The organism is Streptomyces violaceus (assembly GCF_036014075.1).
GTDB lineage: Bacteria > Actinomycetota > Actinomycetes > Streptomycetales > Streptomycetaceae > Streptomyces > Streptomyces violaceus.
In genome coordinates this window covers 12,106-27,931 of the sequence record NZ_CP107912.1, presented here as the reverse complement: position 1 = coordinate 27,931, position 15,826 = coordinate 12,106, and the positions used below count along the sequence as shown (strand labels likewise).

At 72.4% G+C, this 15,826-nt stretch carries 1 protein-coding gene; it reads left to right on the top strand.

All coding sequences use genetic code 11. The features are described from left to right. Positions 1-231 precede the first annotated feature (231 nt). Positions 232-15,813, top strand: coding sequence for a hypothetical protein (locus OG542_RS40220; RefSeq protein WP_328418515.1), 15,582 nt, complete (start codon positions 232-234; stop codon positions 15,811-15,813). Positions 15,814-15,826 lie beyond the last annotated feature (13 nt).

The following is a 15,826-nucleotide window of genomic DNA, read 5'->3' as shown; positions in this document are numbered from 1 at the left end:
CGCCGGGACATCATCCTGAGCAACCGAAGGGCCCCGCCGCCTGGGGAGCATGGCGCGGGGCCCTTCCGCGTTGTCGCCGTTCTGGCGTAAGCGATCTCCGCGCCTGCTGCTCAAGTCGCGCACGGCGTATCTGCATCGAGGTTTTTGACCTTGGTCGATAGGGTCCGGTGGGGACGACGTGGCATGTGCTTGCTGACGTGCCACGGAAGTACGTGGCACGGGGAGAAGCGCATGGGGGATGAATTCGCCGCGGTAGACACGGAAGCGGAGACCACGCCCGAGACGGACCTGTCCGCCTCGCCTGGTCCGCTGCCGCTCCCCGAAGGAGCGGAGCCGGTAGACGGGGTGATGGGCTATCACGCCCTCGTCAAGGGCAGCACGGTCACCGTGTTCGGTCCGGACGGCGCCGAGATCGCCTCCGCTGCCCGCCGGGGGTACAACGACGCCCTGGTGGGCCGGGTCGGTGACACGCGGCTGGTCAGCGACGGAATCGGGGACGGGCGGCTGACGTCGTTCGCGGGGCTGGCCGCGCGCCATCACCGGGCGGTGGCCGACCCGGGCGTCCGCGACCGGGTGTGGGTGCGGTGGGAGGAAGACGGCGTCGCCGCGGTGTACGGCACCGACAAGTACGACGATGACGACCTGCGGGCGGTGAAGGCCGGGAACCTGTACTGGTCGGGACAGCGACAGGCACGGGTGACGGGCCGGAAGTGGAACCCGGGCACACGTGACCGCAACCTCGCCGCAGTGCTGAAGGAGTTCGCCCGCCAGGACCGCAACATCGTGGTGCTGGGCCCCAGCCAGACGCCGGATGGTCTGCCCACCTCGCCGACACCGGCCGCCGTGGCGGCCGCTGCCGCTGTCCCGGCGCAGCAGGCCCCGCCGGCGGCCGCGCCGCCTGCCCCGGAGCCCGAGCCGGAGCCGGAGCCCGAGCCGGAGCCGGAGCCCGAGCCGGAGGACTTGACCGGTCTCTCGGACGAGGAACTGCTGGCGGCGGAGGACGCGGCTGCGACGGCCCGCCGTCAGTACCGCTACAGCAGCGCCGAACCCCGTGTGACGGAGGCCGAGTACCAGCGCCTGCACCAGGAGATCGGCAGGCGGCTGGTGGACCGGGAGGCGACGGCGGCGCCGGTCACGGAGTTGAGCGACGAGGACCTGGCCGCCGAGCGCGAGTGGTGGAAGAAGACGATCGGCAAGACGTCGTTCCACTCCTCCGACGAGAAGTACCGGACGCTGGAGCGGCGGCGCGACGCGGTGACCGCCGAGCAGAACGGCCGCACCGCCCGGGCCCTGATGGCGGGCCCGGCGGCCGCCGACCTGGACGATGAGGCGCTGGAGAGCGCCTACGAGCGGATCGGGCCGGTGTGGACCCGCCTGCCCGGCGGCAACGAGCTGAACGACCAGGTCACCGCCTACCGCAAGAGCCTCCAAGACGAACGGGTCGCCCGGCGGGCGCGGTCCTACAGCGAGCGGACGCCGGTCGGCGAGATGACGCTGGAGGAACTGATCGCCGAGAGCGCCGACCTGGGGTCGGACCTGGCGGCCCGCAACGAGCAGTCCGCCTACTCCTACAGCGAGGCGGTCAAGGAGGCCCGGGCCAAGCGCCTGCGGGCCGCGGACGATGAGTGGGACCGGCGGGGCCTGGAGCGGAACCCCGACGCCGCCCGCGCGGTCTTCGGCAGAAGTATCAGCGGCAAGCGCCCCGTCCGGGTTGACGGCTCGGAGGACTCCTATGGCTACGTGGTGCGCCAGGGGAAGAAGTTCCGGGCCCTGGCCAACTGGGACGAGCGCAGCAGCATCGGGGACTTCGACTCCGGGCCCGCGGCGATGGCCGCGCTCGTACGGCGGTACGACCAGGACCCGGAGACGCTGCCGCAGCGCACCTGGGGCTATATGCGGGGGGTGGACCTGCCGAGCAGTTCCTATGACCCGCTGGTGTCGTGGCTGCGGCGCAGGCCCTCGCAGCTCTCCCGTGAGTACGACCGGGTACTCACCCTGCTCACCCCCTACCAGCTGCCGACGCAGGTGCAAGTGCTGAACCCGCTCACGAACCGGGTGATGCGGGCCTACCCGTTCCGCTTTGAGGTTGGACTACTCGGGGAGCTGGCGCGGATCGCGGAGCGGACCACGGAGGACCTGCGCGAGCAGTCCCTCAACGAGCAACTGCCCAAGCGGGAGCGGGAGGCGGCCAAGCGGCGCATCCCGGCGATGGGCGCCGCGCTCATCGGCATCAACGCGGTGATCGAGCAGGTGCGCGCCGCCGGCGGCGACGTGGAGCGGCGCGGTGTGGATCAGGGACGGCTGGCGGCGCAGATGGCAGCGCTGGCCGGTACCGTCGACGAGCGAGAGGAAGGCGAGAGCGATGGCGGCGAACAGCCAGTACGCGACGCTGCTGCGGCGGCACTGGGAGGAGTTCCGGCCCCGGGAGCTGGCGGCGATGGAGGACCCGGACCGGTACTTCCGGACGCTGGGGACGCGGATGGGCGAGGCAATCGCGGCGGCGGAGGAGGACCTGGAGGAGGCGCTGGAGCCGGAGACGGATTACCAGGCCCGGGTCGGGCAGATGGCGCAGATCTCGGCGACGGCGCGGGAGCAGGTCCTGCGCGAGATGCTGCCGCCGCCGGAGGACGCGGAGGACCAGGCGGCGCCGCTGAGTCCGGAAGCGGTGGAGCTGGCGGCGATCCGCAGGGAGCTGGAGAACCTGTAGCAACCCGGCGGTTCCGCCCTGATCCGGCGGACCTGCCGCGCGGCCCGCTGGCCCGGGCTGAGGCGAACCTCGAAGCCGTCAAGGTTCTGCGGACGCTGGAGCGCGAGAACCGCGGCACCACCGTGGATGAGGCGCGCACCCTGGCCCGCTGGTCGGGGTGGGGCTCGGTGCCGACGGTGTTCCTGGACGAGCCGGACCCTGATGAGCCGATCTACGGGCCCGGCGGGGACCGTGAGGGCGGCTTCGAGACGGACCACGCCGCCTGGGAGTCGTACTCCCGGGTGCGCGGTGAGCTGCGGGACCTGCTGGACCCCTTCGAGTGGCGGGCGGCGTCCCGGGCCGTGCTGTCGGCCCACTACACCCCGCAGTCCGTCGCCGAGTCGATGTGGCTGGGCCTGGCCGCGTACGGCTTCGACGGCGGGGAGGTGCTGGAGGCCGGGTGCGGCTCCGGCGCGTTTTTCGGGGTCGCACCGCCGGTCGCGCGGCTGACCGGTGTCGAGCTGGACCCCACCACCGCGGCGATTGCCGGACGGATCTACCCGCACGCCAACGTGCTGGCGGAGTCGTTCACCGACACCGACGCCCCGCTCGGCACGTTCGACGCGGTGATCGGCAACGTCCCCTTCGCGCAGGCCCCGTTCGGGGAGCGGCGCTACCGGGCGGGCGGGCACTCCCTGCACAACGGGTTCATCATCAAGCAGCTCGCGCTGCTGCGGCCGGGCGCCTACATGACCGTGATCACCTCGCGGTGGACGCTGGACGGCGAGGACACCGCCGCCCGCCGCGACATGTCCCGCTGGGGCGACCTGGCGGCCGCCTACCGGCTGCCCAAGGGCACCTTCGGGGAGACCGCCGACACCGACGTCGTCGCCGACGTGCTCGTGTTCCGGCGCCGCGCGGAGGGCGAGGAACCGCGCGATCAGGGCTGGATCGAGGCGCCCGAGCGGGAGTTGGGCGGCAACGCCGTGACCGTGAACGCCTACTTCACCGAGCACCCCGAGCACGTGTTGGGCCGCCTGACGACCGAGACGGGACCGTACGGGCCGCGGGTGACCGTGCAGGGCGACCCCGGCGAGGCGCCCCGGCTGCTGCGCGAGCGGATGGAGGCCACCGCCGCCGCGGCGGTCGCCGACGGCCTGGGCTACGTCCATCACGAGGACTGGCCCCACCGCGAGCCCCTCCTCCTCCAGACCGCCCGGCTCAAGCACGCCACCGACTTCACCGGCCGCCTCTACACCGACGACCACGGCCGGATCTGGCAGCACGTCAACGGCGCGGACCCGGTCCGGGTCATCACCGCGGACGGCGTCTCGGGCACCGAGCAGCTGCGGACGCTGCTGGCGCTGCGCGACGTCGCCGGCGAACTGCAGGAGCTGGACCGCACCGGCCAGGACCCGGACCGGGCGCGCGAGGTCCGCGACCAGCTCGCCCGGCTGCACGCCTCCTACACCGCGAAGCACGGACCGCTGTCGCGCCCCCGGCAGACCCGGCTGGCGCTGCCGGGCGAGGAAGCGGCGGCCGCCGCCCGTGACGCCGGCGTCGAACTCGACGGCGAGGACCGGCTCCCCACGGGCTGGGGCTGGTTCCGCCAGGACCCGCACGCCGCCGTCGTCCTGGGCCTGGAGCACTGGGACCGGGCGAACGATAGGGCGGTCAACTCCGAGGTCCTGACCCGGCGGCCGGGCGCCCGACGCGGCGACCTGGAGCCCACCGACGACCCGAAGACGGCGCTGACGGCCGTGATGGGCGCCACCGGCCGCGTGGACCTGCCGCTGATCGCCTCACTGCTGGGCACCACCGCCGAGGAGGCACGCCTGCGGCTGGGCACCGAGGTCTTCGACAACCCGGTCGCCAAGAAGCTGGAGCACGCCGGGGCGTACCTGTCGGGGGCGGTGCGGGAGAAGCTGGAGCAGGCCCGCGAGGCGGCCGCCACCGATCCGAAGTACGCGGTGAACGTCGCCGCCCTGGAAGTGGTGCAGCCGCCACCGAAGCGGCTGGGGCAGTTCACTGCCCAGCTCGGCGCCCACTGGATTCCCGCGCCGCTGGTGCAGGGCTTCCTGCGCGAGTACCTCGGCGACCCGACCCTCCAGGTCAGCCACAACGAGCGCTACGGCTGGTCGCTGGCCGCGGGGAAGGTGCCCGACGCGATCAACGCGTTGAAGGGCACCGAGCGGCGCTCGGCGGTGCACATCGCCAAGGCCCTGCTCGGCAAGGCGTCGATGGTGGTCAACCTTCTGGACGGCAGCGGCGTCGACGAGGACGCCACCCGCGCCATGCGGTACAAGGCCGACGCGATGCGCTCCGCGTTCGAGGAGTACTGCACTGCGAGCACCCTCCGGGTCACCCAGCTCACCGACGCCTACAACCGGCAGATGAACGGGCACGTCGTGCGCAGTTACGACAGCCTCGCCCCGACCCTGGAGGGGTTCACCACCGAGCGGACTCCGCACCCGTGGCAGCTCTCCGGCGCCGCACGGATGCAGTTCGAGCGGGGCGTGATCCTGGCGCACGAGATGGGCCTGGGGAAGACCACCACGATGGTCATGGGCTCGCAGGCCCTCAAGGCCTCCGGGCAGATCGGCAAGCCGTTCGCGGTCGTCCAGCCCGGCCTGGGCAGGCAGTGGCTCGATGAGGCCAAGCTGCTCTACCCCAACGCCGACATCCACCTGATCACCTCCGACGACCTCGCCGACGGCAACCGGCGCCCGGTCCTGGAGTGGCTGCGCGCCAACAGCCCGGACCTGGTCATCTTCACCGAGGGCGCGTTCGGGTCGATCCGGATGAGTCCCGAACAACAGGAGCTGTACCTCTTCCGTGAGATCGAGTCGCTCAAGGAGCAGCTGGAGCGCGAGCGCGGCATCCCGCACAACGCCTTCGCCTTGATGAAGCTGGAGCAGCGCCTGGCCACGGTGGAGGCCCGCATCCGGCGCAACGACGCGCCGATGCGCACTCCGGGCGAGGTGTACTGGGACGACCTCGGGTTCGACTACGCCTGCATCGACGAGGCGCACCGGTTCACCGCCGTGGGCTTCCGCTCGAAGGAAGCCGGGGGCGAGACCGCGAGCGTCCGCGCGGTGGACCTGCACCAAAAGCTCAGCTGGCACCACCGGATGGCGGAGTACGACGGCGGCCGCCCCACCGTGACCCTCGGCACCGGCACGCCGATGGAGAACTCCATCTTCGAGCAGTACTCATGCCTCGAACTGGCGACGCCGTGGCTGCTGGACCAGTTCGGAGTACACGGCCCTGACCTGTGGTCGGAGACCTTCGGGCAGAGGGTCCAGCGCATCGAGCAGGCGCCCGACGGCAGCGGCCTGACCATCGTGGAGCGGTTCAGCCGCTTCGTGTCGAAGTCCACGATGAAGACCATGTGGGGGCTGGCCACCGACACCAAGACCGGTGACGAGGTCGGCATCGAGCGGCCCCGGGTCGCCGGCGGCGCCCCCCAGCTGGTGCTGGTGGAACCGACCGCCGACCAGCGAACCCGGCTCCAGTCCTTGGTCGTCCGGGGGCAGGCGATCCACGCCGGGGACGTCACCCGCGACGAGGACAACATGCTGGCTGTCTCCGGCGAGGGCCGCGCGGTCGCCCTGGACCCCCGGCTGGTGGACGCCAACGCGCCCGCGGGGAACAAGCTCGTGGAGGCGGCCGACATCATCGCGGCTGGCTACCACGCCCACAAGGACCACACCTACGCCGTCTCCAGCCGCGACGACACTCCGCACCCGGTCCCCGGTGGCCTGTTCTTCGTCTTCGCCAACTCCGGCACCCCCGGAGGCAACAACAAGGGCGGCTTCGACGCGTACGCCGAGCTGCGTGACCTGCTCGCCGCCCGCGGCGTCCCCCCGGACATGGTCCAGTTCGCGCAGGAACACCGGACCCCGGAGCGGAAAGCCGAGATGACCAAGGCCGCCAACAACGGCGGCATCGCGGTCCTGATGGGCTCCAGTGAAGTCCTGGGCACCGGGTTCAACGGCCAGAACCGGGCCTATGCGCTGATGCACCTGGATCAGGATTGGACCCCGGCCATGATGATGCAGCGCAACGCCCGCGCCCTGCGGCCGGGCAACCAGCACGAGGAGGTGAGCATCTACTTCCTGGCCACCAAGGGCAGCATGGACGCCTGGCAGGTCGGACTGCTCACCTCGAAGGCGGAGGGCCTGCGCGACATCCAGCGGCCGCCCGGCGAAGGCGACGACGACGGCGACACCGTCGAAGAGATCGGCGCGAGCGACTGGGACTACGCCACGATGGCCGCCGAGATCGGCGGCAACCCGTACATGCGGCAGTTCATGGAGGCCAAGGTCCATCTTCAGGGTCTGGAGGCCGACCGCCGCAACGCGGCCGCAGACCGCGTCCGCCAAATGGAGCTGCTGGGCACCAAGGAAGGCGAAGTGGTCGGCACCCGGGCGGCCATCGCAGCCCGCGACAAGGCCCTGCCTAAGATCACCGAAACGATCCGCGGTGACGCCTTCCGCATCCGTATCGGCGGGCGTGAGTTCGACCGGTTCGGCGAGGCTGCCCCTGTCCTGCGCCAGGTCGTCACCGAGGCCGTGCGCGCCCACCAGAGCGAGGGCATTGGCGCGTGGAAGAAGCTGGGCACCTTCGGCGGCCTTGACTTCGCCGTCCGCCCGGAAATCCTCCCCGGCAGCGGTGAGGTCCGCGCGTACATCGGGTTCCCCGAGCTGCGGCACAGCGAATCGCGGTGCTCCGTGGAGGACCTGGTCAAGGGCAACATCGGCGCCACCATGCTGGGCCGCCTGGCCACCGCCCTCGAAAAGGCCGAAGACCACCAGCTGATGGACCGCGAGCGCCTTCCCGGCCTGGAGAAGGAAGTGGCGGTACTGACGGCCCAGCAGGAAGCAGTGAACTACGGGCCCGCCATCGAGCACGCGCGGCGCCGGGTCGAGCTGCTCGACGGGATCGTCGGCGCGATCACCGAGCGGGACAAGATCCCCGAGCTGACCGAGTCCATGCTCGACCCGAAGAAGCACCCCACCGAGAACAGCCGCAAGAAGGCCCTCCAGGAGAACGCGGAGAAGCGGGCACCCCACCAGGCCAACGTGGACGCGGCGGCCGCGCGGCTGGCCGCGTTCGACGCGGAGAACACCGCCCCCGAGCCCGTGGTGCTCGTCAACACCTGGACGGAGGACAACGACACCGACGAAGCCTTCGAGCAGTGGCGGGAGCGGCAACGGATCATCGTCCAGCAGAACCGGGAGGCCGGGCTGGGCGCCCCGATCCCTGCGGACGAGCCCGCCCCTGCACCCGAGGACGGCGCCACCGATGCCGCTGCCGCCGAGCCCGCCACCACTTCCGGCGAGCACACCGTGGGCCAGGGCCAGGAGCCGGAGCCGGGCGGCGACAGCACCGAGGAACCGGCGGCTGAGACCACCGAACCGCCCGGCGACGGGTACGGAACGGCCGACCTGTACGACGAGTTCGGCCTCACGCAGCCCGAACGCGCCCCGGCCCCGGAGCCACAGGACGAGCCCGCCCCCGAAGCGGAGACGGAAGAGTCCGCCGGCGTGCCGGACGGGCAGATGACCGTGGAAGAGGTCCAGCCCGAAGCGGTCGCCGGCGGGCAGGACACGGACGGCGCAGGCGCGGCCGCGAGGGACGACGGGCGAGAGCGCCTGACCAGTACCGACGGGCGGCTGACGTTCACCCTGCTCGCGGTCCCTGCCGATGCCGGGTTCCACCAGGCGGCCGTGGACGGCTACCAGCGGCGTCGCAGCGAGTTCGCCGCCGTCGTCGAAACCAAGAACGAACAGACAGCCCAGACGCCCGCAGAGCAGGCGGACGATCTGGACCGGTGGCGCCAGACCTACAAGACGGCCAACGGCCTGGAGCCGTGGCGGCCGCTGCCCTCCCTGCGCCTGCCCCGGCAGGAGGACGCCCCGGGTCTGCTCCCTGCGGAGTACGACATCGGCTCGTGGGTGACCTGGCGGGACGGGCCGAACGGCCAGCAGGTGACCGGACAGGTGATGTCGCCCGGCCCGGGCAAGGACACCTGGTACGTCAGCACCGACCGGAGCGGCGTCACCGGCGAGTACCACCTCCTCAGCCGGAGCGGGAAGAAGGCCACCGGCTACACCTACGCCCTCAACGGCGCCGCTGTGGACCTGCGGCCCGCCGACGGGCCCGTGGAACAGGTGCCGTTCGAGGACCTGTCCCCCGTGGACTCCGTCCCCGCCGGGCCCCTCACGTCGTACGCCGACCATGTGCCGCGCAAGGGCCTGGCCGTGGTGCGCGAGCCGATCCCGGTGACGGTCGGCGAGATCACGCCGCGCGGGTCGGAGCTGGTTTTCGACGTCCTCGCGGACGGCGTGCCGTTCGTGGTCGGGGTGACCCGCCACGCCTCCAACGGCGTCCAGATCTTCACTCCTCGTATCGAGATCGACGGCGAAGCGGTCCGGACCTTCGGCAGCGCGGAAAGCCGGGGCGGGGCGGTCGAGATCTGCGAGCGTGTGGTCCGGGAGGCCCGCGAGGACGCTGCCAAACCTCTCCGTGCGCACGGCCGTGACTACGACTTCGCCCCGGCGGCCGACGGACTGTGCGGGCGGTACAACCTGCACGCGGATGATGCCGGGCCTCAGCCGCTCTACCGTGTCGGCGACAGCGAACCTCTGTGCATCGAGCACGTCGTGTCCACCTTCGACGTGGAGCTGTCCGAGGTCAGCCAACTGGCCCGCGCCCACCAGATCTGGGGGACTCGCGTGGTCGCCGAACCCGCGGCCGCCGCCGTCCCGGGGACCCCGCCGGCCGATGTCGAGCAGCCGGAGGAACCCGCCGCACAGGAGACGGCGGCCGCCGCGGCGGCGCAGGACCCGCACGAGGTCACCCGCGAGACGCTCCAGGGCGGCAACCGGATCACGGTTGTCGTGAACGGCAGAAGCATCGAGTGGGACGGGGAGGCCTGGGGGGTGCCTGTGCCGGAGACGGTCACCGTCACCGGCACCGTCTACCCCGGGTACCGCGACTACCGCCAGAACACCACGCTGCTCGATGCCGTGATCGTCGACCAGACCGGAAGGGAGGTGACCGCCACAGACACGGTCTTCATCCGGCAACTGCCTGCGCAGGCTCAGCTCATCCCGGCCGAGCACCGTGACGACCTGCGGCCGGAGACCCGCACGGTGGCGCAGGTCCGCCTGGGCGATCTCATCGCCGAGGGCGGCACGCGGGGCGAGGCAGTCACCGAGCTGCGGTTCGGCAGCAATCGCCGGGGCAGCGTCATGGGGTTCTCGACCCGCGACGCGGCCAAGGGCACCCTCAACGGCTTCGCCCTGGACTTCACGGATGAGGTCCTGGTCGTGCCCCGCGAGCGGCGGGCACCGCAGGACGTCGCCGCGGTGTTCGGCCGCCACAACAGCCACGACCAGGTCGCGTTGGAGACTCAGCGGACCTACGACCTGCACGCCGCCGTCGCGGAGGTCACCTCGCGCGTCTGGCCGGACGGCGCCGGTCCCCAGGACGAGATCCAGGCGCTCAGCGGGGCGATCGGAGCGATCGACGCGACCGCGAGGGGCGTGGACCCCTACCGGGCCAACGCCGCGGCGATGGAGGCCGCGGGCACCGCCGCGGCCGCTCTGTTCGCCGCCACCGACGACGACATGCTCAACCAGTACGTCGGCCTGCCCCTGCACCGGCTGCGTCAACACCTCGACGTCCAGGCCCAGCGGCTGCACGCGGATGTCGCCCACCTGATCGAGCGGGCTGCCGAGCGGGCGGCCGCCGCGCCGGCGGAGAACACGAGCAACGCCGACGAGTCCACACCGCCCGCCCCCGAGGAACAGCGCGTACCGGACCAGCCGACCGACCGCACCCAGGAAGGGGAGGGCGTGGCCTCCCAGAGCACAGGCGAGACGGAACAGCTCGGGTTGTTCGGCGACCCGGCACCAGACCCGTCGGAGGACCTGGCGGAGCCGGAGACGACCACGGGCAGCGGGGCCGTTCCTGCTGATGAACTGCTTGCCCAGTTGGTGACGACCGAGGACGGGCCAGGGGCGCAGCTTCAGGCGGCGCTCATCGAGGGCGAGACGATCGCCCCCGTGTCGTTCACCGACCGGCGCGAACCGGCGGCGGGCTGGATTCTGACAACGGCGGGTGGGCACACGTTCCGGCTACGCCCTGTGACGTACTCCCGTCCGGATGAGGACCAGTGGGAGGCCGGTCACGACGCTGACGGCTCCTACTGGTGGGCCGCGAACGAGGACGACCGGCCCCTTACCACCGTGCTGGCGCGAATCCGTGAGGACTCGGCGACCCGCACCCGGTTCGCTTCCCTGTGGGCCCGGTACGGGCACCTGACGGCGCAGGCCCCCCAGTTCGAGACGACCACGGACCGCGTCCAGCTCGAAGAGGGCGTGTACCTGGTCCGCCGGTTCGGCCGCATCGGTCTTATCGCGTCGTGCCGGTGGGGCTGGGAGCACCTGACCGACCCGGACGGCGCGCAGGGCCGCACCGGTGAGGACTGGTCCCGGAAGGGCCCGGATAACCGGCAGTACGTCGCCGAGTGGAAGATCTGGCACTCAGCCCAGGACGCCATTCCGAACGCGCGGCTACGCGTCGTGGCCCAGCTCACGGACGACATGGCCGACACGCCGGACGCGTACTGCGACGCGTCGCAGCCGTACGTCGGCAAGTGCAGCGCGAAGCGCTCGGGTGCCCGGTACACCGTCTCCGTCGACACGGACCAGGGCAGCGAACTTGGCTGCTACACCGTGTGTGCGCGGTGCCTGTCTCACCGCCTCCTGAACGACGAGGACAGGCACATCGGTCACCGCGACGTTCAGAGCCTCGTTCAGGCCCTGGCCGTAGGTGATCCGAAGGTCGGCGACCTGCACTGGAAGCAGTGGCCCGACCGGATCGCTGAGCTTGCCGGACAGATGCTGTCGGCCGCGCTGGATGCCGGAGAGGCCGCCCCGTGGCCCGCCCAGGCTCTGACGGCTCAGATCATCGCGGAGGCGTGCGAAGCGGGCGACGACCGCGCCATGCGTGAAGCGCGAGCGCGGGTGAAGGCTGCGGGCGGGGACGCAACGGCACAGAAGCGGGCGGCAGATGAGGCGTTCGCAGCACGCCAGGACCGGGCCGCGCTGGTCGCCCGGCGTGGCGCGACCCACATGGATGCGGCGAACGAGACCGACCGCGTGGCCGTCGCAATCCTCGGACTCGCCGGCTCGGGGGTGGAGGGCAGCAACGCGGCGCCGGAGCCTGCTGAGGAGGCGCCCGTGGTCGTCGACGTCAATACGCTGACCGTCAGCCCGCAGAACCGCGATGGGGAGCCGTCCTCGTATGAGTTCACCGTCACCGGCCCCGGGCTGACCGTCGGCGAGTACGAGATCTCCCACGATGCCCAGGGCAAGGGCGCGCGGGGGATCATGTGGCGGGCGACCTGGCACGGCGTAGAGCCGTCGGGCCGGTGGGACGTGATCAGCATCGGCTCCGGCGAGGGCGAGAGCGCGGCCCTGGCGGCCGTCGCTGAGCATGCGGCCAAGGCTGGCGGGGACTTGGCCACCGGCTTCACCGTCGCCCGCCGCATGCACTATGACGCCGGACTGTGGCTACTGCCGGAAGTCGGGGAGTCCGAGGCGATCCAGTACCACCCTGACGGCTCGTGGACGATCACCGCCGAGACCGGCGCCCTGTACACAGTCCGCCGGGAGTGGGAAGGCCGCACCGCCTCCGGTGACCTGGCGCCGCTCCTGATCGAGGACCAAGCGGGGACCTTGATCGCATCCTGCACCGCCGTCGACAGCTACATGTCCGCATGGGCGCCGATGCTCGAACGACTCCGCCTCCACGCCACGGCCGTTGCCGACGAGGTGCCGCACGCGACGGCCGTCACCCTCGGCGGCCCGGGCACGTCGTGGGTCGAGGCGTGGTGTGTGTGCAGCTGGACCGAGCGCGCCGATGTCGCTAAGTACGCCGACCGCACCCCCGCCGGTGAGGCACTGGCTCTGGCGCACCGCCAGGCCCACCACTCGGAGACGTCGACAGCGGATGCGGCTCCGCAGCCCCTCGCAGCCGTGGTGACGCCGACGCTGGACGACGCCGCGCAGACCGAAACCGCTGAGGCACCGGCCGCCGCTGAACTGCCGGAGCTGGACGTGGTGCTCCTGGACGTGGACGTGCCGCCGCTCGATCCTGCCGAGCCGTACAGCAGCGACGAAGAAGCACAGGCGGACATCGACCGGCTGAGCGAGGCGTTCGCGCGGTGGGACGCGCTGCCCACGGTCCAGCGCTACTACGACGCGGACCGGCAGCAGCGGCCCGACGGCAGCGGCGACCCGACCAACCCCGTGACCCAACTGGCGGCGGCGTACCGGGACGCCGGGCAGTCCCTGCGTGACGGCCCGGCGGGCTCGCCGGACGACCTGGTGCGCCAGGTCCACACGGTCGCGGTCTGGAGCGGCGCCCTGGAGACCGTGGTCGGCGAGGACCTGAGCGGTCCGCTGGGTGAGGTACGGGAGGCTGCCACCCTCCTGGTCGCCCGCTCACAGGCGACGGTGGAGGCCTTCGAGAAGGAGCTGGCCGCCCTCGCCGCGAACTCCGCGGAGCAGGGCGCCGCCGACCTGGAGAGCGCGGCCGCCGAGACGGAGCCCGACGAGCAGTCGCCCGTGGACCTCGACGACGAGCAGTCGCCCGTGGACGTCGACGACGAGCCGGAGGCCCCGGAGAGCAGCACCGAGCCGGGCCCCGGCGAACCGGCCGCCGACACCGGCCCGGCGGAGTCGTCAGCGGACGCGCCGGACACCGAGACGGACGGTGTCACGGACGATCCGGCGCCGGAACCCGAGGAAGCGCAGGAGCCGCCGGCCGCCGTCGACGCCCCGGAGGACACCGTGGCGGCCGCCGCCACGGACGACGGTCCGGCGCCGGATCGCGCGCCGGACCCCCAGGACCCCCAGGAACCCGCAGTCGCGGTCCCGGATGAGGGGATGCACGAGGCACGGCGCGAAGCGTCGTTCCTCGAGCAGGACCACCCGACCCCGGCGAGCGAGGACACCCCCGACGAGACGGCGCGAGATGCTTCGGAGGAACCCACCATGACCACCCCGCCGAGCCCGGAGACCACCGACGCGCCGCCGCCGGACGAGCCGATCACCGAGGAGCCGCCCGCACCCCAGCGCTACTTCGAGACCGTCACGCTCGCCGGGGACCCGGGCTACCGGCTGCGTCTGTCCGGGCTGGACGGTCAGCCGGTCGACTCCGGAGACGTACTGCGGGGCGACCTCGTCATCGCCACGGTTCACCCGGGCCCCGAGGGCGGGTGGTTTGCGCGGCTGGACGTCGAACGCCTGCCCAATGACGTCACGTACCTGGTCGACTCGCCGCAGGATGCCGCGGCCCACGCTGCGGTCATGCACTCCGCTTTCACCGGCGCCCCGTACGGTCCGCCGCCCGGCGCGGCCGTCGGTGACGAGCCCCGGCAGCGGGTGGACGTGCTGCGGGCCGACCTGCGCGATGTCGCCGTGCGGCATCGCGACGCGGTGGCCAGCGCGGCCGCCCGGGCCTACCCCGACGTCGAGCAGAACGAGCGCTTCCGGGAGCTGGTCGGCAGCCTCGACAGCTTGGCGGCCGCGGTCACCGATGCCCACGGATCGCAGCAGATGACGCAGTACCTCGACGGCGTCCAGGGGGCCGTCAACAACTGGGGTGGCGCGCTGCCGAACGACCCCGGCCACCCGGAGCGCCGTCAGCTGGCCTTCCCGCTGGCCCATCTGCTGTACGACTCCCGGCGCATGCAGGACCAGGTGCGGGCCACGCTCGCCGTCGCCAGGACCGAAGCGGCCGCGGCTGCGGCGGCCTACCGCGAGCGGCAGCAACTGGACGCGGAGGACCAGCAAGAAGCAACGGCCGACGTTGACGAGGTAGCCGCCGCGGCGACGGACGCCGGGCCACAACAGGAAGCTACGGAGTCCGGCAGTCCCGGAGTTCCGGACTCACAGAGCACCGGCCCCGCCCGGGAGGAAGCGTCAGCGGCCCCAGCAGGGGCGACCGCAGGCGCACCGGACCCGGAGATGCCGGACGGCCCCGCAGCCCGCGAGGGTGACGGTCCGGCTCTCGACGCCGCCGTCGACGGCATTCGCCGGGCACTGGAAGACGCCCTCCGGGCCGATCAGCCGGAGCCCGCCGCACCGCAGCCCGGCGAGCTGCCGCTGTGGACCGGCACGGAGGCCTCGCCCGCGGACACCGCGGCGACGGAGCCTCCGGCCGGACCTATGGACGTCCGTGCCGAGTTCCAGGCGGTGATGGACGCCTGGAACGAGCACGTGCCGCCGGAGAACGGCACGGCGCAGGACCTGGTCGCCGAACTCGACGCCGACCTCGCCACGCTGCAGCGGTCCTTCGCCGAGGCCGCCCCCTCGGCCGCGCCGGCGGAACCGTCGACCGCCCCTGACCCGGCGGACACCGCAGCGGAGAGGGTGACGGAAGCGGCGGCGGCCGCACCCGTCCCGCAGCAGGCGGCCGCCGTCAACGCCGCCCTCCAGCAGGCCGATACGCACACCGCCGCCCTCCAGGACTTCCCGGAGTGGCAGAAGATCCAGACGGTGCGCGGCGCGGTCGGCCACCTGGTCCGCGTCATGCGGGAGCGGGCCGGAGAGCACTTCGACCGGCTGATGGGGGACAACCGCGTCGGCGAGTTCTTCCGCAAGGTCTCGATCAACGTCTGCGAGACGGTCGCCGGGTGGGCGCAGGCGGGGGCCGACCGACTCCGTCGACGTGGCGACGGGAAGGCGTCCGATGCGGCGGCCGCCGATGCGCTGCGGGACGTCGCGGACGCCGCTGCCGACTACAGCTCCCCCGGCGGGGGCCGCAGCGGGCCGCCGCCGGCGTCACGGGACACTGCGTCCACCATCGTGGACATCCCGGCGATGAACCGGATCGGGGAGGCGCTGTCCCGGCCTCTCCCCGGCGCCAAGGACGGGCGCGGCACGCGCGTCTCCACGGCGGCCGCGCGGGGCAAGTCGACCACGCGGCGCGGAGCGAAGAAGCCGAGCGGCTCCGCTAAGTCGGGCGGCTCCGCGGAGCAGGCAGGACACCTGCGCCGTGGCGGCGCCGACCCGCAGCAGCAGAACCCCAAGCCGACGCAGCGGTAGGACACGAACGAGG